The following is a 19,126-nucleotide window of genomic DNA, read 5'->3' as shown; positions in this document are numbered from 1 at the left end:
TCTTTTTTAATGACACCAACCAAGGAATTCCATGTTCAACAAAGGACAACTCGCCGGCCTGATGAAGCAGGCCCAGGCCATGCAGGAAAACATGAAAAAAGCCCAGGACGAGCTGGGCAATATCGAGGTCAGCGGTGAATCAGGCGCCGGTCTGGTCAAGGTCACCATGACCTGCAAACACGAAGTGCGCCGTGTCACCATCGACCCCAGTCTGCTGGCCGACGACAAGGATATGCTGGAAGACCTGGTGGCTGCGGCTTTTAACGCAGCGCTGCGCAAGGCCGAGGAAACCTCGACCGAGAAAATGGGCAAGATCACCGCAGGGATGCCCGGCCTCCCCGGCGGCATGAAATTCCCTTTCTAGGATGGCTACCGAGCGAGCGTGATCCGTCGTTGCGGGGCCTGTCTGGAAATCCTCACGTACAGGAAGTACGTTCCGGTTTCCATCCACCCGCGCCTAGGCTGACGCTCGCTCGCTACGCCCGACACCATTTTGGTTTCTGAATTCAATACTGGGCTCGCAGATGTCTGATGCCAACGCGCTTGAAGTCCTGATCCAGGCACTGCGGCGCTTGCCGGGCGTGGGGGTGAAGTCGGCGCAGCGCATGGCGTTTCATCTGTTACAGCATGACCGTCCGGGGGCGCAAACCCTGTCGATGGCGTTGTCGCATGCAGTGCAAGCGGTGCAACATTGTGAGCGCTGCCATACCTTCACCGAGTCCCAGGTGTGCGCCACCTGCCTGGATGAACGTCGTGACGCCAGCAAGCTGTGTGTGGTGGAAACGCCTGCCGACCAATCGGCGGTGGAGCGCACTGGCGCTTTCAAGGGTCTGTATTTTGTGCTGATGGGCCGCCTGAGTCCGCTCGATGGCATTGGGCCCAAGGACATCGGCTTGAAAAAGCTGTTTGACCGGGCGTTGGATGGCAGCGTGCGTGAAGTGATTCTGGCCACCAACTTCACCGCCGAGGGCGAGGCCACGGCCCATGTCATCAGCGAGGGGCTCAAGGGCCGTGGGCTGCAACTCACGCGGCTGGCGCGCGGTGTGCCGGTGGGTAGTGAACTGGAATATGTCGACCTGGGTACCATTGCCCACGCGCTGGTGGACCGGCGTTAACAACACGGAAGGATTTGTGATGGTGGTGACGCACTTTACGGTGGCCTATTGGTGTGTTCTGGTGGCAGCCTTGCTGCCGCTGAGTTGTGCGGTCATTGCCAAATGGGGCGCACTTGGCAAGCCCCGGCGTGACGGTGGCTTTGACAATGAAAACCCGCGTGCCTGGCTGGCCAGACAGTCCGACTGGCGCGCCCGCGCCAATGCGGCCCAGGCCAACAGTTTTGAGGCCATGCCGTTTTTCATCGGCGCGGTGGTGATTGCGCACCAGATGGGCGCTTACCAGACCCGGCTGGACATGCTGGCGTTTGTTTTTGTCGTGCTGCGCATGGTGTACATCATGCTTTATCTGGCTAACCTGGCCAATTTGCGCAGCCTGGTGTGGACGCTGGCGCTGCTGATCAACGTCGCCATCCTGTTTGCCGGGTATCGCTGAAACGCTGCTTAATTGCGCGCCACCCGGGTGGCTTTTTTGGCCGTGACAGGTGCTTTTCTGGGGGCTTTGGCGACTGTGGCGCTGCGGGATGAGGCCTTGGCTGTCGCCGCAGGTGCGGATTTCCCTGGCAGGTACAACACCACTGGCTGGCTGGGTTTGAACGCTGCCGTGGGACTGACCTTGTTCCATTCGGCCACTTGGGCCGGGCTGATCCGGTAACGCTGGGCCACGGTGGCGACGGTGTCCTTCTTGCCGGCCTTCACCACGGTTTTGCGCAGCACCACTTCGGGCGCCAGGGACAGCCAGCCTTTGTCGGCTATTTGGCTGCTGACATCGGTGTCGAGGCCTCCGTTGCGCCGCACCACCAGTGTTGAGCCAGCCTTGATCAGGACCCGCGGAGGAATCTGGTTCACGGCCCGCAATTCACTCTCTGTCATGCCAACCCGCTTGGCAGCGTCCGCCGGCTTGAGGGTGCTGGGCGCAATCCAGGCGGTCCAGCTGGCCAGCCGGCCACCGGTGTAGGCTTCCAGATTACTCTGGAACACCGTGGCGTTGTCCCAGGGCAGCAGGATTTGGGCCGAGCCGGCAGCCAGCAGCACCGGCTTGGAAGCCGACGGGTTCAGCGCCCGGAAATCATCCAGCGACACGTCGGCCAGCTTGGCCGCCAATGCCACATCAATATCGCGCTGGATGTCTACCGTCTGGAAATAGGGGTGGTTGCCAAGCGGGGGCAGGGTGGCGTTGAACCTGGCCGGATCGGCAATGATGTTTTTGACGGCCTGCAGCTTGGGCACGTAGAACTGGGTTTCCATCGGCATCTTCAAGTCGACGTAACGGGTGCCCAGCCCGGCCTGCCTGTTTTTGGCAACGGCCCGCGCCACCCGGCCTTCACCCCAGTTGTAGGCGGCCAGGGCCAGTTGCCAGTCGTCGAACATGCCGTAGAGCTTCTGCAGGTAATCCAGCGCCGCCCGGGTCGAGGCCAGCACGTCGCGCCGGTCGTCACGAAACATGTTTTGTGTCAATTCAAACGTCTTGCCGGTGGCCGGCATGAACTGCCACATGCCGGCGGCCTTGGCGCTGGACACGGCTTGCGGGTTGAACGCACTTTCGATGAAGGGCAACAGGGCCAGTTCCGACGGCATATTGCGCCGTTCCAGTTCTTCAACGATGTAAAAAAGGTATTTGCTGCCGCGGCTGGTCATGCGCTGCACGTAGTCTGGCCGGCTGCCATACCACTGCTCCCGGTCACGCACCAGGTCGCTGTCCAGGTCCGGCATGGCAAAGCCGCGGCGCACACGTTCCCACAAATCAGCGGGGGGTTCAAGGGCGTGGACACCGGCGGCACTGATCTGGGCGTTGGCCAGCGGTTGCAACTGGCTGTTGGGGTAGACCGGGTTGGCCGCCTTGGCCGGGGTGCCGGCGGTGCTGACCAGCGGCACGGTGTCGGTGGGAGTGGCTGGCACCGGGCTGGTGTTTTGCGTGGCACAGCCCGCCAGCCAAAAGGCGGACAGCAGTGACAGCAGTTGGATGAATGGTTTCAAAACTGGTTTTTCCATGTTCGCAGCGCAGCAAAAACGCCGACGGGGTCAAGCGCGGCTGGATCAAAACGGCGTACCACACTGACCATCTCGGGCAAGTGGGTGCGCAGGAACGGGTTGGTGGCTTTTTCCAGCCCGATGGTCGACGGCAAACTCGGCTGATGTTGCCGACGTAGCGCAGCCACTTCTGCCTGGCGCTTGATCAGCGCCGGATTGTCCGGCTCAAGCATGCGGGCAAACACCAGGCCGCTGGCAGTGTACTCGTGTGCGCAACACACACGGGTGTCATCCGGTAGCGCCGCCAGCCGGCTCAAGGATGACAGCATTTGCGCCGGGCTGCCTTCAAACAGCCGGCCACAACCGGCACTGAACAGCGTGTCACCACAAAAAAGCAGCGGGGCCTGCCCGTCAGTTTGGCCAAAGTACGCAATGTGGCCGGCGGTGTGACCCGGCACCTCAAACACCTGCAGGCTCAGGCCCAGCGGGCTGATGACGTCACCCTCACCCAGCCGGGTGAGGGGTTCGGGCATGGTTTCGTGCTTGGGGCCAAACACCTGGGCACCGGTGGCGTCACGCAGCGCCGCCACACCCCCGGTGTGATCGGCATGATGGTGCGTGACTAGAATCGCATCAAGTTTGACCCCCAAGCGTTGGATGGCTTCAAAAACCACCCGTTCATCGCCCGGGTCCACCACCAGGGCACGCTGACCATCGTGCAGCATCCAGAGGTAGTTGTCGTTGAAAGCAGGTAGTGGAAGTAGCGTCATGAGCGGTCAAATTATAGGGATGCATGAGTGGCTTGCCACCCCCATCGGGCAGTACCTGCTGGCGTGGGAGCGCGCCCAAATGGCTGCTGCCGTGGCGGACGTGTTCGGCTTTCATGCCCTGCAGCTGGGCCTGCCAGAGCTGGACGCGCTGGAGGCCAACCGCATGCCACACCGCTGGCTGGCGACACAGTCTCCCGCTGAACTTGATCTGGGGCGGCGCGTCACCCTGGTCACCGAGTTTTCGGCCCTGCCGTTTCCGGCCAACAGTCTGGATCTGGTGGTGTTGCCCCATGCCCTGGAACTGACCGCCGACCCGCACGGCACGTTGCGTGAAGTGGCGCGGGTTCTGGTCCCCGAGGGGCGTGTGGTGATTTGTGGCCTCAACCCCTTGAGTCTTTGGGGACTGCGCCGACGCCGGGTGCAACTGTATCGGCGCCTGGGGCTGGAACGCCTGTTTTTGCCACAGGCCGGTGAATGGATCGGGTATCGGCGATTGCGCGACTGGCTCAGCTTGCTGAATCTGGCGATTGAAGATGAGCATTTTGGTTGTTACTGCCCGGCTTTTTCCAGCCACGCCCTGTTGCAACGTTTTGCCTGGATGGAAGCCGCGGGTGCGCGCTGGTGGCCGATACTGGGGGCCAGCTACTGCCTGGTGGCGGTCAAGCGGGTGCATGGCATGACCCTGCTCAATCCGGCCTGGAAACCGGCCAGGCGTCTCTCTGGTGCTCCTGTTTCAGTAGCTAATAGTGCAGGCTCTAAGCGGGCTGGAAGCCAAAAACATGGTTGATAAAGAGAATGGAAACGACTTGTTGAACACGATAGAAATCTACACCGACGGCGCTTGCAAGGGCAATCCGGGGCCAGGCGGTTGGGGCGCATTGCTGAAGTCGGCCCAGGCGCAAAAGGAACTGTGCGGCGGCGAGCTGGGCACCACCAACAACCGCATGGAAATGATGGCGGTGATTGAGGCCCTGTCGGCCCTCAAACGCCCGTGCAAGGTGATTCTGCATGTGGACAGCCAGTATGTGCTCAAGGGCATGACCGAGTGGCTGCCCGGCTGGAAGGCACGCGGCTGGAAGACAGCAACCAAAGCGCCAGTGAAAAATGTTGACCTGTGGCAGCGGCTGGACGCATTGGTCAACGGCGCGGGGCACCAGATTGACTGGCGCTGGGTGCGTGGGCACAACGGCGACCCCGGCAATGAAAAGGCTGACCAGTTGGCCAATCGCGGTGTCGAGATGGCGCTGGCCCAGCGCTGACGCCTGAATGTGAACGGCTGGTAAAGCCGCCTTGACAGCGCGTCAATTTGTGAAGCACTCCGTTACATTAACGGCTGGTTTCTCCTCACCATTGATTGCGTTGGAAGTTTGTTCATGGCCAGAAAATTCCTTTATTCTGTAACAGCTGTTGTTGGTATCGCTGTGGCTTCTGGCGCAGCGTGGTGGTTCCAGTCGAGGCCTCAGGGGCCAGAGACGATGGTGGAGAATGGCCAGAAAGCGGCGTCCCCTGCCAGCCGGGCATCGGCTGTGGCGCCAAGAGCAGCTGGGGTGGAAGTGGCCAGGGTCCAGGTCCAGCCTTTGCGCGACGATGCCCAGACGGTAGGCAGTCTGCGCGCACGCCAAAGTGTGATGCTGCGCCCCGAACTGGTGGGGCGTATTGCTGCCCTGGGTTTCAAGGATGGTCAGACGGTGCGCAAGGGCCAGGTCCTGGTGCAGCTGGACGATGTGCTGCAACAGGCCGAGGTGCAACAAATGCAGGCCCAGCTGGCCATTGCGCAGGCCAATTACAAACGCACCCAGGAGCTGGTGGCGGCCAACTTCATGGCGCAACAGACGCTTGATACCAGTGCCGCCAATCTGCAAGTGGCGCAAGCCCAGCTGGCGTTGTCGCAGGCGCGGTTGTCACGCATGGCAATTCGGGCTCCGTTTGACGGCACGGCCGGTATTCGCCTGATGAATGTGGGTGACTACGTCAAGGACGGTACGGATCTGGTGGCGCTGGAAGACACACGGGAAATGCTGGTGGATTTCCGGCTGGCTGAGCGTTTTGCCGACCGCCTCAAGGTCGGGCAATCAGTGGATCTCAGCCTGGATGCCTTGCCCGGACGCCGCTTCAAAGGCACGGTGCAAGCCATGGACCCCCTGCTGGATGTGAATGGCCGTTCCATCGGGGTACGGGCTGTGCTGCCCAATGCTGGCAAGGCCGGTGAAGCCTCCCCTTTACGTTCGGGCATGTTTGCCCGGGTGACCGTGGTGTTTTCCGTCAACGAAGCGGCGCTGGTCGTGCCGGAAGAGGCCATCGTGCCGCAGGGCGGGCGCCAGTTTGTGATCAAGGTGGTCAAGCCGCAGGCAGATGTCAAATTGCCGCCGGATGTGCAATTTGTGTCCCAACGCCAGGAAGTCAAGCTCGGCGTGCGTCGGCAGGGCAAGGTGGAGATCACCGAAGGTGTGGCCGCAGGTGACACCGTGGTGGTTGCTGGCCAGCAGCGTCTGCAGAAGGATGGCTCACCCTTGCGTATTGTTGAACTCGACAAACCTGCCGGGAAATCCGCTGGCAAGCCGGCTGCGGGTGCATCCGCAGCCGCCAGTCGCTGATCAGCGGGGAGCGTTTTATGCAACTGGCTGAAACATCCATTCGCCGTCCGGTCTTCGCCACCGTGATCTCGCTGCTGATCGTGCTGATCGGCGCGGTCTCGTTCAACCGGCTGACGGTGCGTGAATATCCCAAGATTGATGAACCGGTGGTGTCCGTGACCACCACGTTTGCCGGCGCCTCCAGCGAGGTGATGGAAACCCAGGTGACCAAGGTGCTGGAGGATTCACTCTCCGGCATCGAAGGGGTGGATGTGATCACCTCCACCAGCCGCCAGGAGCGCAGTCAGATTTCGGTGCGTTTTGCCCTGAGCCGCGATGCCGATTCCGCCGCTGCCGATGTGCGTGACAAGGTCACCCGCGTGCGCCAGCGTTTGCCGCAGGGCATCGATGAGCCGGTGATTGCCAAGGTGGAAGCGGAGTCGTTTCCGGTGATCTTTCTGGCGCTGAGTTCAGACACCCACAATGCTTTGCAGCTGTCGGAGATGGCCAACACCCTGGTCAAGCCGCTGCTGCAGACCGCGCCCGGCGCTGCGGAGGTGAATATTTACGGGGAGCGCAAGTTTTCCATGCGCATCTGGGTCGACCCGGACAAGCTGGCCGCCTACAAGTTGACGGTGCAGGACCTGGAGGACGCCTTGCGCCGCTCCAATCTGGAAGTGCCGGCCGGACGGATTGAGAGTTCACAACGCGAGTTCAACGTGACGGCGGCGACCGACCTGCAGCGCCCCGCCGAATTTGCCCAGGTGGTGATCCGCACGGTCAATGGCCAGTCCATCCGTATTGGGGATGTGGCGCGGGTGCAGCAGGCGCCGGTGGATGAGCGTTCGTTTGTCCGGCTCAACGGCCGTGATTCGGTGGGCGTGGGGGTGGTGCGGCAGTCCACCGCCAATCCGCTGGAACTAGCGGCCGGCGTGATGGGGCTGCTTGACAAGCTGCGCACGGACCTGCCCGCAGGTGTGCAGATTGAGGTGGCCAATGACAACTCGGTGTTCATCGACCAGTCGATCAAGGCAGTGTTTCGCACCATTGTTGAAGCGGCAGTGCTGGTGGCCTTGGTGATTTTTGTGTTTTTGCGCACCTTGCGCGCATCGCTGATTCCGCTGGTCACGATTCCGGTGGCGCTGATCGGCACGTTTGCGCTGATGGCGGCTTTTGGCTTCAGCATCAACACACTGACCCTGCTGGCGCTGGTGCTGGCCATTGGTCTGGTGGTGGACGATGCGATCGTGATGCTGGAAAACATCTATCGCCATATCGAAGAAGGCATGGCGCCTTTTCAGGCTGCCATCAAGGGGGCGCGGGAAGTCGGCTTTGCCATCGTGGCCATGACCATGACGCTGGTGGCGGTGTATGCACCGCTGGCGTTTTCGCCGGGCCGCACGGGCCGCCTGTTTTCCGAGTTTGCGTTGGCGCTGGCCGGAGCGGTGGTGATTTCGGGTCTGATTGCGCTGACCTTGTCACCCATGCTGTCGTCGCTGCTGCTGCGGCACAACCCGCACCCGACCTGGTTTGACAGCCACATGGAAAATTTGCTGGAATGGGCCACCCGCACTTATGGCAAGTTGCTGGCGTGGTCGCTCAAACGCCGTTATCTGGTGCTGCTGGTGATGGCGCTCAGTGGTTTGGTGTCCTGGTGGGCGTTGGGTGACCTCAAGCGTGAACTTTCTCCGCTGGAGGATCGCGGGGTGGTGTTGGCGCGGATCAACGCGCCCGACGGCGCTACGCTGGCCTACACCGATCGTTATGCCCGCAGCATTGAGCGTGTGGCGGAAGACTACCCGGAGTTTGACCGGATTTTTTCCACCATCGGCAACCCGACCGTGTCGCAGGGCAACATCTTCTTCAGGGCCATCCCCTGGGAGGAACGCCAGCGCAGCACGCTGGAGATGGCGCGGGCCATGACACCGCGGGTATCGGGTCTGTCGGGGGTCACAGCGATTCCCATCACACCGCCTTCGCTGGGTCAGGGTTTCAGCAGCCGGCCGATTGAGTTTGTCATCATCACCTCTGACAGTTACCAGAACCTGGCGCAAACCGTGCGCGCCTTTCAGGACGAACTGGCGAAAAATCCGGGGTTTGTCCAGGTGGATACCGATTTGCGGCTGAACAAGCCGGAAATCAAGCTTGAAGTGGACCGCGAGCGTGCGGCGGACATGGGCGTCGGGGTGGACCTGATTGCGCGTGCCATCGAAACCATGCTGGGCGGCCGCAAGGTGACACGCTACAAACGGGGTGGCGAGCAATACGACGTGATTGTGCAGACCAACCCCTCGGGGCGTTCCACGCCGGACGACATTGAGAAAATCTTTGTGCGCGGCAAGAGTGCCGAGCTGATTCCGCTGTCGGCACTGGTCAAAATCCGTGAAGTGGTGGTGCCGCGTGAACTGATTCACTTCGGCCAGCGCCGCTCGGCTTCCATCACGGCCAACCTGTCTGCCAACTACTCGGTCGGCGAGGCGCTGGACTTCATGAACGCCACCGCGAAAAAAATCCTGCCGCCCGGTTATGCGACGGATCTGAACGGCATCAGCCGCGAGTTCAAGAAATCATCGGATTCGCTGACCCTGGTGTTTGCCTTGGCGCTGCTGTTCATCTTTTTGGTACTGGCGGCCCAGTTCGAAAGTTTTGTGGACCCGTTCGTGATTTTGTTCAGTGTGCCGATGTCGATGGCCGGTGCTTTGCTGGCGCTGAAATTCTCTGGCGGAACGCTCAATGTGTTCAGCCAGATCGGCCTGATCACGCTGGTGGGCCTGATCACCAAACACGGGATTTTGATTGTGGAGTTTGCCAACCAGCTGCGTGAGCAGGGCATGGACACCCTGGCGGCGATCCAGCAGTCTGCCGCCCAGCGCCTGCGTCCGATCATGATGACCACCGGGGCCATGGTGCTGGGGGCGGTGCCATTGGCCATTGCCACCGGCGCTGGCGCCGAGAGCCGCCACCAAATCGGCTGGGTGATCGTCGGCGGTATGAGCCTGGGGACCCTGCTGACGGTGTTTGTGGTGCCCACCATGTACACCTTGTTGGCCCGCCAACATGCCCCGGGCCCCAAGAAGGCCCCGGCCATCAGTCACTCGTCAGCACCTGATCATGAACCCGCCTGACGGGGCGGTTCAGGCGCTGGCCCGTTGCAGCAGGATGTCGACGCACAAGCCGCCGCTGTTGGCGTTGCTCAGTTCCAGCTGGCCCCCCATGCGGGAGACGGTCTGCTCCACAATGGCCAGCCCCAGGCCGGTGCTGTTGGAGGCGGTGCGCGCCGACTCGCCCCGGAAGAACGGGGTGGTGAGCTGTTTGATCTGGTCCAGTGGCACGCCGGTGCCGTGGTCCCGCACCCGCAGGTGGACCTGGTTGTCGCGGTGGCGGGCAGAGATGTCGATCATGGCAATGCCCGTGTCCACCGACTTGCCGTAGCGGGAGGCGTTTTCCAGCAGGTTGTCAATCACCCGCTGCAGCTCAACCGGATCGGCCTGGACCCTCAGGCCGGCTTGCAGTGCCACCTTGAATTCAAGGTCGGCGCGTTTGCGCAAGGGGGCTAGGCAGTTTTCGATGGTGTCATTGAGCGACACCGGGCTTAAACGGATGTTGCCCGGGCGGGCATAGTCCAGAAATTTACCGATGATGGCATCAAGCTGGGCGATGTCGGCGGACATGGCCTCGCGCGCCTCCAGGTCAGCCACACTGAGTTCGGTCTCCAGGCGCAGCCGGGCCAGCGGGGTGCGAAGGTCGTGTGAAATGCCGGCCAGCATGACGGCACGGTCCTGTTCGATCTTGGCCAGCTTTTTCGTCATGCGGTTAAAGCCGACATTGACCGCCCGGATCTCCCGCGTGCTGACGGTTTCGTCCAGCGCACTGGCTTCAAAGTCGCCCTCACGAATCCGGCTCGCGGCAAACGACAGTTGCTTGAGCGGGCGATTGATCAGACCGGCAATCCCTGCCGCACCAGCCAGTGACAGCGCGGCGGCGGTGAGCAGCCAGATCAGCCAGGTGCGCCCGGCCGGCTGGTCGAAACGGGCGCGGTCGGTTTGCAGCCAGTAGTGGTCCTTGTCAATGGAAAACCCGACCCACAGGCCGTCCACCTGATTGACACTGCTGGCCACCACGGCGTCGGGCCCCAGGCGGGAGCGGATCTGCTGCACGATGTGCTGGCTCAGATCGTCGTCGCTGAAGGGTTCAGCCACATCCTTGGGTTCACGCGGTCGGATGGTCACGTGTTCCTGGTCTTTCATGGTTTTGAACAGCGACACCCTGGCAATCGCGTCGGTGTGCATCACCGCGGCACGGCTCAGGTTGACCACCGAGGCGATTTGCTGTGCGGTTTGCAGCGCCCGCGGCTCAAACTCCATTTCCCGCAGGGTTTGGGTCCAGGCCACCACACAACCTACCAGCAGCAGGGCCAGCAGAAAAAAGGTGCGCCAGAACAGGCTCAGACCGGTTCTGCGCCCCGAGGTGGCTTCCAGATCATCCAGGCCCAAAACCGTCTCGCCCGGTTTATGTCTGGTCATCCGGGATGAACACGTAGCCGATGCCCCAGACCGTCTGGATGTAACGCGGCACCGCGGCGTCGGTCTCAATCAGTTTGCGCAGGCGCGAGACCTGCACATCCAGACTCCGGTCAAACGGCTCAAAGTCGCGGCCGCGTGCCAGTTGCGCCAGCTTTTCGCGCGACAGGGGTTGGCGCGGGTGACGCACCAGCGCCTTGAGCATGGAAAACTCGCCGGTGGTCAAGGTCAGTTCTTCGGTGCCCTTGTGCAAGGTGCGTGCACCCATGTCAAAGGTGAACGGGCCGAAATGGGCCACCGCCTTGTCGCCCGCCGGTGAGCCGGGCACCTCTTGCGGTGGGCGCCGGCGCAACACGGCGTTGACGCGGGCCAGCAGTTCGCGCGGGTTGAAGGGTTTGCCCAGATAGTCGTCAGCGCCGACTTCCAGGCCCACGATGCGGTCAATGTCTTCGCCCTTGGCGGTCAGCATGATGATGGGGGTGCGGTCATTGGCGCCACGCAGGCGGCGGCAGATCGACAGACCGTCCTCGCCAGGCATCATCAGGTCCAGCACGATCAGGTCCACCGGCTCACGCAGCAGCACCCGGGTGAGGGACTTGCCGTCCTCGGCCAGCAACACATCAAAACCCTCCTGGGTCAAATAGCGGCGCAGCAAATCGCGAATGCGTGCGTCGTCATCCACCACCAGAATTTTGTCAACACGTTCGGAATTTGCAGCCATACTATGTCCCATCCAATTTGTAACAAGCGCGATTTTGCGTGGGTTGTGCCGGTTTTTCAGGCGGGTAAACGCTGATTTGACATGCTGTTACAAATTTTTCGGTGGCATGGCGGATCGGGTTGATCATCAAGCAAGAAGGAGTTGTCATGAAATTAGATATGAAATTAATAGCATTCATCGCAGTATCCACCTGGGCTGGAGCCGTTTTTTGCCAAACAAATGCGGCACCTTTGCCGGCCCAGCGGGTGAGTTTGTCGGCCAGTGCCCGTGTGCAGGTGGCGCAGGACCTGCTCAGCATGTCGCTCACCACGGCGCGTGAAGGGGCTGACCCGCAGCTGGTGCAAAGCCAGCTCAAGACGGCGCTGGATGCTGCATTGGCACTGGCCAAACGCGCCGCCAGTCCGGGGCTGATGGAGGTGCGCACCGGCCGCTTTGGCCTGTCACCGCGGTACGGCCGCGATGGCAAGCTCTCGGGCTGGCAGGGCTCGGCCGAGCTGCTGCTGGAGGGAACAGACTTTGCCCGCATCAGTGACACCGCCGGCAAACTGCAGACGCTGACCGTGGCCAGTGTCAGTTTTGGGCTGACACAAGCCCAGCGCCAGGCCGCCCAGGCGCAGGCCCAGAGCCAGGCGATTGCACTGTACCGTCAGCGCGCCAGCGAGATCGCCCGCAGTTTTGACTTCAGCAGCTACACGCTGGGTGAGGTGACAGTGAGTTTTGATGACGCGGCACCGGTGTACCGGCCGCAGATGTTTGCCGAGCGCGCCATGTTGGCCGAAGCGCCCGCTCCGGTGCCGGTGGAGGCGGGTCTGACCCCGGTGAGTGTGGTGGTGTCTGGATCGGTGCAGCTTAAATGACGGTAAAAATTGGTCGTTTTGAAAGAAAACAGCTGCTGGGGCAGGGTGCCCAGGCGCAAGTCTGGCTGGCCTATGACCCGCGGCTGGACCGGGAAGTCGCCATCAAGCTGATGAAACCGGTGGCATCGTCCGAGCAGGGCGCCGTGAACCAGTGGCTGCAGGAGGCGCGCAGCGTCAGCCGGCTGACCCATGCCAACATCGTGCCGGTATTTGAGGCCGATGTGCAGGACCAGCAGCCCTACCTGGTGTTCGAGTACGTGCCCGGCCAGACACTGGCCCAGCACTTGGCAACACAGGGCGCCTTGCCAGCGGTCAAGGCGGTGGCCATCATGCAGGACGTGCTGGGGGCCTTGGTGGCAGCGCATGCGGGTGATGTGGTGCATCGTGATCTCAAACCCTCCAATGTGCTGATCGACAGCCGTGGCCGGGCGCGGGTGATGGACTTTGGCATTGCCAGCCGCATCAGCCATACGTCCGTGCTGGGGGGGATCGCGCGGGCCTCCGGCACGCCGGCCTACATGGCGCCTGAGGCAGTACGTGGTGAACCGGTGAGTCCACTGATGGACATTTACAGCGCTGGCCTGATGCTGGCTGAGCTGTTGTGGGGCAAGCCGATTCGCCGCAGCGCGGATCTGGAGCGGCTGCTTGACCAGATCGCCCGTGAGCCCTTGCAACTGCCGGCTGAACTGATGGCCACCCTTGATGAGGGGCTGTCGGCCATCGTGCTGCGTGCCACGGCGTTTGACACCCGACTGCGTTACCCCAGCGCCCAGGCCTTTCTGGAGGCCTTGCTGGAATGGTCCGGCAAGCAGCAGGACGCCCTTGCACTTCAGGGCGGCGACAGTGATGGCCAACACAACAGCACGCTGGAATTCCTGTTGCGGCGCATGCGCAGCAAGAGTGATTTTCCGGCGCTGTCCGAGTCGGTGGGGCGCATCCAGAGCATGGCCACCTCGGAAAAGGAAAGCATCAGCAGCGTCACCAACGAGATCCTCAAGGACGTGGCCCTGACCAACAAGTTGCTGCGCCTGGTCAACAGTGCCCACTATGCCCGCGGCAGCAGCATCGGCACCGTGTCGCGGGCGGTCAGCCTGGTGGGGTTCAATGGCATCCGCAACATGGCGTTGAGCCTGGTGCTGCTGGAGCACATGCAGGACAAGGCCAACGCCCACCTGCTCAAGGAGGAATTTTTGCGCGCCCTGATGGCTGGCACCATCGCGGCGGAACTGGGCAGCACCACCGCCGAAGGTGAAGAAGCCTTTATCGGGGCCCTGTTCCAGAACCTGGGGCGCATGCTGGCGCAGTTTTATTTTCCGGAAGAGGCCGCCAGCATCCGCAACCTGGTCCATGCGCCGCATGATCCGATGAGTGAAGTGAGGGCGTCAACCCGCGTGCTGGGTCTGACTTTTGAAGCGCTCGGGCTTGGCATCGCCAAGGCCTGGGGGCTGCCCGAGAGCATCCAGCGTTGCATGGTCAGGCCCAGTGGGGAGCCGCCCAGTCTGGCGCAAAAAGAACCCCTGAACCGTCTGCGCTGGAGTGCCCGCGCTGCCAATGACATGGCTGACGCCATGCTGCACGCCGATGCCGAGGAGGTGGACCACCGGCTGGCACAAGCAGCCAGACGTTATGGCAAAACCTTTGGTTTGTCCCCTGAGCGAGTGCAGGCCACCACGGTCGTGGCGCGCAAGAAGCTGATCGAACTGGCTGAGGCCATGGAAATCACCGTAAGGCCGGGTTCGCTGGCCGCGCAGTTGCTCAATGACCCGGGCGCCACCCCCGAGCAGCAGGCTGCGTCGGCCGCGCAGGAGGCCAATGCGCTGACGGCCACCGAATTGCAGGCCACCCAGGTGTTGTCAAGCCCGCAGGCGGCTGCCCGGCAACAAAAGAAGGACCAGGTGGCCCAAACGCTGGCGGCAGGTATTCAGGACATCACCAATGTGATGGTGGAGGACTTCAAGCTCAGCGACGTGCTGCGCATGATTCTGGAAGCCATGTTCCGGGCGCTGGACTTTCAGCGGGTGGTGTTTTGCCTGCGCGACCCCAAAACTGACACCCTGACCGGGCGTTTTGGCCTGGGCGAAGGGGTCGAGCGTGTGGTGAAAATCTTCAACGTGCCAATGAATGTCAGTGACCGGCCCGACCTGTTTGCCGCCGTTTGCAGCAAGGGCGCCGATACCCTGATCAGTGACGCCAGCGACCCGCGCATCGTCGAGCGCCTGCCAGCCTGGTATCACCAGAGTTATCACGCGCCAACGTTCCTGATCCTGCCGCTGCTGCTCAAGGGCAAGCCGTTTGGCCTGATTTATGCCGACATGACGCAGCAGGGGGATCTGGTGCTGGACGATAAAGAACTCGCTCTGCTGCGCACCCTGCGGAATCAGGCGGTCATGGCGTTCAAGCAATCTTCTTAGTGTTTTGGGGCTCCAGCCCGGAAGAAATAAGCCTGCAGTGCTATATTTAATGTAGCACTTCAGGATGGGTGTTTATTGCGCCACCCAGCCGCCGTCCATGTTCCAGGCGACACCGCGCACGTTGTTGGCCGCCGGTGAGCAGAAGAACACCGCCAGCGCGCCCAGCTCTTCGGGGGTGGTGAACTGCAGCGAGGGCTCTTTTTCGCCCAGCAGCCGGTTTTTGGCCTCGTCGTTGGAAACGCCCAGCGCCGCAGCCCGGGCGTCCACCTGTTTTTGCACCAGCGGTGTCAACACCCAGCCCGGGCAGATGGCGTTGCAGGTGATGCCGCTGGTGGCGTTTTCCAGCGCGGTGACCTTGGTCAGCCCGACCACGCCGTGTTTGGCAGCGACGTAGGCGGCTTTTTCAGCCGATGCCACCAGGCCATGGACGGAGGCCACGTTGATGATGCGGCCCCAGCCGGCCGCCTGCATGGCCGGCAGCGCCAGCCGGGTGGCATGGAAGGCACTGCTCAGGTTGATGGCGATGATGGCGTCCCAGCGCTCGGGCGGGAAGTTCTCGATCCGCGCCACATGCTGGATGCCGGCGTTGTTGACCAGAATGTCAACCCGGCCAAACTGCTCGGCGGCGTAGCGCATCATGGCTTCAATCTCGGCCGGTTTGCTCATGTCGGCCCCGTGGTAGGCCACCTGGACCCCGAGTGCGGCCACTTCGGCCTTGGGGCCGTCCACATCGCCAAATCCATTCAGGACAATATTGGCGCCCTGGGCCGCTAGGGCCTTGGCGATTCCCAGACCAATGCCGCTGGTGGAGCCGGTGACCAGCGCTGTTTTACCTTTGAGCATGCGTTTTCTCCAAAAAAAGGGTTGATTGCGCGCCCCTGCCAGAGGATGCCCGCAAGTTTGAATTAGGATGTTGCCATGTTATTGCTCATCGTTGTTGCTGCGGTTGTGGCGGGTCCCGCCGGGCCAACTTGCTGACCCTCAACCGCGTCTGCGCCAACCCCGTCATTATCTCGAGTCCTGTTCACCATGTTCGCCCCCACACTTGAATTTATCCACTGCCCGGACGCCAACGGCGGCCACCGCATGGCCTATTGGCAGTGGGGCAACCCGGCCAGTGCGCATGTGGTGCTGTGTGTCCACGGCCTGACCCGCCAGGGGCGCGACTTTGACACCCTGGCGCAGGCCTTGTGTGCGCGTGCGGGTGACCAGATCCGGGTGATCTGCCCGGATGTGGTGGGCCGTGGCCAGAGCGACTGGCTCAAAGACCCGCAGGGTTATCAAATCCCGTTTTACGCTGCCGACCTGCTGGTTTTGCTGGCCCAGCTGCAGCCCGCCACTCTCGACTGGCTGGGCACCAGCATGGGCGGGCTCATTGGCATGGTGGTGGCCGGACAGGCCGAGCTGCCGGCTTATGCCCGGGTGCGCCGCCTGGTGCTCAATGATGTCGGGCCGACCATCGAATGGCAGGCGCTGCAACGCATTGGCCAGTACCTGGGGCAGCTGGGTGTGTTTGCGTCCGAACAGCAGGCGGCTGACGCCATGTGGGCTGTCTCCAGCAGCTTTGGCCCGCACACACCGGCGCAGTGGCTGGCCTTGTCACGGCCCCAGCTCAAAGCGCTGGGAGATGGCAGCGGGCGTTTCACCCTGCACTACGACCCGGCCCTGGCCGAACCGTTCAAGGCCGTCAGCGCCGAAACCGCTGCCCAGGGCGAGGCGCTGTTGTGGCAGGCGTATGACCAGATCCAAGCCGACACCTTGCTGGTGCGTGGCGCCGACTCGGACTTGTTGTCACCGGCCACCGCCCAGGCCATGACCCGGCGCGGCCCCCGGGCCCGGCTGGTGGAGTTTGCCGGCGTGGGTCATGCACCGACCTTTGTGGCGCCGGATCAGGTGCAGGCGGTGTTGTCCTTTTTGCTGGCATGAAGAGCCTCTACACCACCCAGACCTCAGCCAGCAGCGCCGACCAGCCAGTGTTGCCGGTGGTGGCCGCCACCGCTCACAGCCTGCCCGAGCAGGCCCAGTCGCTGGCGCGCGCACGCGCCTTTGCCGAACCCTTGCTGGCCTGTGAAACACTCGACACCGGTGAAAACATCCTGGCCCACGCTGATGCCGTGGCGGCCATCCTGAGGGGCATTGGGGGTTCCGAAGCCATGCAGGCGGCCACCTACCTGGTCTGGGCCTGGGACCACTTGGCCAAGCCGCAGGAGGTCATCAGCAAGGCCTTTGGTGACAGTTTTGCCGCGCTGGCCATGGAAACCACCAAGCTGGTGCGGGTGCAGCGCCAGGCACGCCAGGCGCATCTGGCCAAACCGCCAGGCACGCCGGACACCCCGGCGGCACAACATGCGGCTGCCATCCAGACCGAAAACGTGCGCAAGATGCTGCTGGCGTTCTCGCGCGACCTGCGGGTGGTGATGCTGCGGCTGGCCTCACGCCTGCAGACGCTGCGTTTTTTTGCCGCCAGCAAGCTGCCCATGCCGGCTGGCATTGCCGCCGAGAGCCTGCAGGTGTTCGCGCCCCTGGCCAACAGGCTGGGCATCTGGGAATTCAAGTGGGAGATGGAAGACCTGGCGTTTCGTTTCCTGGAACCCGACACCTACCGTCAGGTGGCGCGTCTGCTCGATGAAAAACGGGTCGAACGCGAGGCCCATGTCGAACGCATGCGCAGCCAGCTGGAGCACGACCTCAACGCCAACGGCATGAACGCCCGGGTGTCGGGCCGGCCCAAACACATCTACAGCATTGTCAAAAAAATGCGCGGCAAGTCGCTGGGGTTTGACCAGGTGTATGACGTGCGGGCCCTGCGCATCATTGTCGACAGCGTGCCCGAGTGTTACAGCGCCTTGGGTTGGGTGCACAACCATTTCACGCCGATCACCGAAGAGTTTGACGACTACATCGCCAAGCCCAAGGTCAACGGCTACCAGTCCCTGCACACCGTGGTGCGCGACGCCGCCGGTCAGCCAACCGAAATCCAGATCCGCACCCAGGCCATGCACGACCACGCGGAAAACGGCGTGGCGGCGCACTGGGCCTATAAGGAGGCTGGCACCAAGGGTTATGCCGGGGTGTCCGCCACTGGCGCCTATGACGCCAAGATTGCCGTCTTGCGCCAGCTGCTGGCGTGGGAGCGCGACCTGTCGGGCACGCAGACGCAAAACCTGCTCGATGACCGCATTTATGTCCTGACGCCTGACGCCTCCATCGTCGAACTGCCGCAGGGCGCCACCGCGGTGGATTTTGCCTACAGTGTGCACACCAGCCTGGGGCACCGCTGCCGCGGCGCACGGGTGGACGGGGTGATGGTGCCGCTCAACACACCACTGAAAAACGGCCAGACGGTCGAAGTCACCACTGTCAAGGAAGGCGGGCCATCCCGTGACTGGCTCAATGCCGACCTGGGTTACCTGGCCAGCCACCGGGCCAAGGCCAAGGTGCGGGCCTGGTTCAATGCACTGGCTGTGGATGCCACCGTGGCCAAGGGCCGCGAGGCGGTTGAAAAACTGCTGCAGCGCGAGGGCAAAACCGCCGTTAAGCTCGATGATCTGGCTGTGCAACTGGGTTTTGCCAATGCCAATGCCCTGTTTGAAGACGTGGGCAAGGACCTGTTTTCGCTGCGCAACATCGAACTGCTGTTGCGCCCGCCGGAGACCCCGCAGTTTGATGCCAATGCCCCGCTGCTGCGCAAACCCCGGGCAGATCAGAATCCGGTCAAAGGTGGCCTGCTGGTGGTGGGCGTGGATTCGCTGATGACACAGATGGCCAAATGCTGCAAACCGGCGCCGCCGGACGCCATCTGCGGCTTTGTCACCCGTGGCAAAGGCGTCAGCGTGCACCGCGCCGATTGCCCGAACCTGCGTGAGATGGTAGCCAAGAATGGTGAACGCCTGATCGAGGTGGAGTGGGGCGTGGCCCATGCGGCCTCGGGCGCGGTTTACCCGGTGGACGTGGCGGTGCAGGCGCAAGACCGCACCGGCTTGCTGCGTGACATTTCCGAGGTGTTCACCAAGGAAAAAATGAACGTGACCGGGGTACAGACCCAGTCCATCAAAGGCACGGCCTGGATGACCTTCACGGTGGAGGTGGCCGACTCCGGCCGCCTGCACAAAGTGCTGGGCCTGGTGGCCGAACTGCCCGGTGTGAAATCGGCACGCCGCAAGTAAAAAAACAGGCTCTAGCCCAGGTAAA

Annotated in this window: 16 protein-coding genes; 11 read left to right on the top strand and 5 right to left on the bottom strand. The window is 62.5% G+C overall.

Translation table 11 applies throughout. The features are described 5' to 3' along the window. The first annotated feature begins 31 nt into the window (after window positions 1-31). From PHW99_RS06415 to PHW99_RS06405, 3 genes are all read left to right on the top strand, one after another. Entirely contained in the window at window positions 32-364 is a 333-nt protein-coding gene (locus PHW99_RS06415; RefSeq protein WP_300174906.1) for a YbaB/EbfC family nucleoid-associated protein, read from the top strand. Between the two features lie 160 nt (window positions 365-524). After that, a complete protein-coding gene (gene recR / locus PHW99_RS06410) occupies window positions 525-1,115 on the top strand; it encodes a recombination mediator RecR (protein ID WP_300174904.1) in 591 nt (196 codons plus the stop codon). Between the two features lie 19 nt (window positions 1,116-1,134). Beyond that, the gene (locus PHW99_RS06405; protein WP_300174902.1) at window positions 1,135-1,548 is read left to right on the top strand and encodes an MAPEG family protein; all 414 of its coding nucleotides are present in this window, start codon (window positions 1,135-1,137) and stop codon (window positions 1,546-1,548) included. 8 nt (window positions 1,549-1,556) lie between these two features. Here PHW99_RS06405 and PHW99_RS06400 read toward each other — a convergent pair whose 3' ends face one another. Then, window positions 1,557-3,089 (bottom strand): transglycosylase SLT domain-containing protein, encoded by a 1,533-nt coding sequence (locus PHW99_RS06400; protein ID WP_300174900.1) that lies wholly within the window; start codon window positions 3,087-3,089, stop codon window positions 1,557-1,559. Then, window positions 3,086-3,853, bottom strand: coding sequence for a hydroxyacylglutathione hydrolase (gene gloB / locus PHW99_RS06395; protein ID WP_300174898.1), 768 nt, complete (start codon window positions 3,851-3,853; stop codon window positions 3,086-3,088). Before gloB ends, PHW99_RS06400 begins: the two co-directional genes overlap by 4 nt. Between gloB and PHW99_RS06390 the strand changes: the two genes are divergently transcribed. The 4 genes from PHW99_RS06390 to PHW99_RS06375 all read left to right on the top strand — a co-directional run bounded on the left by PHW99_RS06390 (window position 3,852) and on the right by PHW99_RS06375 (window position 9,551). Then, window positions 3,852-4,640 carry a methyltransferase domain-containing protein gene (locus tag PHW99_RS06390; RefSeq protein ID WP_300174896.1) on the top strand — a complete coding sequence of 263 codons (789 nt, stop codon included), beginning with the start codon at window positions 3,852-3,854 and terminating at the stop codon, window positions 4,638-4,640. The genes gloB and PHW99_RS06390 overlap by 2 nt on opposite strands. 22 nt (window positions 4,641-4,662) lie before the next feature. After that, window positions 4,663-5,112, top strand: coding sequence for a ribonuclease HI (gene rnhA / locus PHW99_RS06385; protein WP_300174894.1), 450 nt, complete (start codon window positions 4,663-4,665; stop codon window positions 5,110-5,112). 288 nt (window positions 5,113-5,400) lie between these two features. Continuing rightward, window positions 5,401-6,447 carry an efflux RND transporter periplasmic adaptor subunit gene (locus PHW99_RS06380; protein ID WP_300174892.1) on the top strand — a complete coding sequence of 349 codons (1,047 nt, stop codon included), beginning with the start codon at window positions 5,401-5,403 and terminating at the stop codon, window positions 6,445-6,447. Window positions 6,448-6,464: 17 nt separating this feature from the next. After that, window positions 6,465-9,551, top strand: coding sequence for an efflux RND transporter permease subunit (locus PHW99_RS06375; RefSeq protein WP_300174890.1), 3,087 nt, complete (start codon window positions 6,465-6,467; stop codon window positions 9,549-9,551). 9 nt (window positions 9,552-9,560) lie between these two features. Here the strand turns inward: PHW99_RS06375 and PHW99_RS06370 are convergent, their stop codons facing one another. Both PHW99_RS06370 and ompR read right to left on the bottom strand, forming a co-directional pair. Beyond that, on the bottom strand, window positions 9,561-10,949 hold the full coding sequence (locus PHW99_RS06370) for a sensor histidine kinase (protein ID WP_300174888.1): 1,389 nt from the start codon (window positions 10,947-10,949) through the stop codon (window positions 9,561-9,563). Beyond that, window positions 10,936-11,667 carry a two-component system response regulator OmpR gene (gene ompR / locus PHW99_RS06365; RefSeq protein ID WP_300174886.1) on the bottom strand — a complete coding sequence of 244 codons (732 nt, stop codon included), beginning with the start codon at window positions 11,665-11,667 and terminating at the stop codon, window positions 10,936-10,938. Before ompR ends, PHW99_RS06370 begins: the two co-directional genes overlap by 14 nt. A 146-nt stretch (window positions 11,668-11,813) precedes the next feature. Here ompR and PHW99_RS06360 point away from each other — a divergent pair, with 146 nt between their 5' ends. After that, on the top strand, window positions 11,814-12,524 hold the full coding sequence (locus PHW99_RS06360; protein ID WP_300174884.1) for an SIMPL domain-containing protein: 711 nt from the start codon (window positions 11,814-11,816) through the stop codon (window positions 12,522-12,524). After that, a complete protein-coding gene (locus tag PHW99_RS06355; protein ID WP_300174881.1) occupies window positions 12,521-14,935 on the top strand; it encodes a serine/threonine protein kinase in 2,415 nt (804 codons plus the stop codon). Before PHW99_RS06360 ends, PHW99_RS06355 begins: the two co-directional genes overlap by 4 nt. A gap of 72 nt (window positions 14,936-15,007) precedes the next feature. Here PHW99_RS06355 and PHW99_RS06350 read toward each other — a convergent pair whose 3' ends face one another. Continuing rightward, a complete protein-coding gene (locus PHW99_RS06350; RefSeq protein WP_300174879.1) occupies window positions 15,008-15,778 on the bottom strand; it encodes a 3-hydroxybutyrate dehydrogenase in 771 nt (256 codons plus the stop codon). Between the two features lie 186 nt (window positions 15,779-15,964). On the opposite strand from PHW99_RS06350, the gene PHW99_RS06345 reads away from it, so the two are divergent. Further along, window positions 15,965-16,861: an alpha/beta hydrolase gene (locus PHW99_RS06345; RefSeq protein WP_300174877.1), complete on the top strand. Its 897-nt coding sequence runs from the start codon at window positions 15,965-15,967 to the stop codon at window positions 16,859-16,861. Then, a complete protein-coding gene (locus tag PHW99_RS06340; protein WP_300174875.1) occupies window positions 16,858-19,101 on the top strand; it encodes a bifunctional (p)ppGpp synthetase/guanosine-3',5'-bis(diphosphate) 3'-pyrophosphohydrolase in 2,244 nt (747 codons plus the stop codon). The genes PHW99_RS06345 and PHW99_RS06340 overlap by 4 nt, the downstream gene beginning before the upstream one ends. The last annotated feature ends 25 nt before the right edge of the window (window positions 19,102-19,126 follow it).

The sequence above is a fragment of the Rhodoferax sp. genome (assembly GCF_028689305.1).
Taxonomy (GTDB): Bacteria; Pseudomonadota; Gammaproteobacteria; order Burkholderiales; family Burkholderiaceae_C; genus Rhodoferax.
The sequence above is the reverse complement of the archived record's forward strand: the minus strand, read 5'-3'. Positions and strand labels throughout refer to the sequence as shown.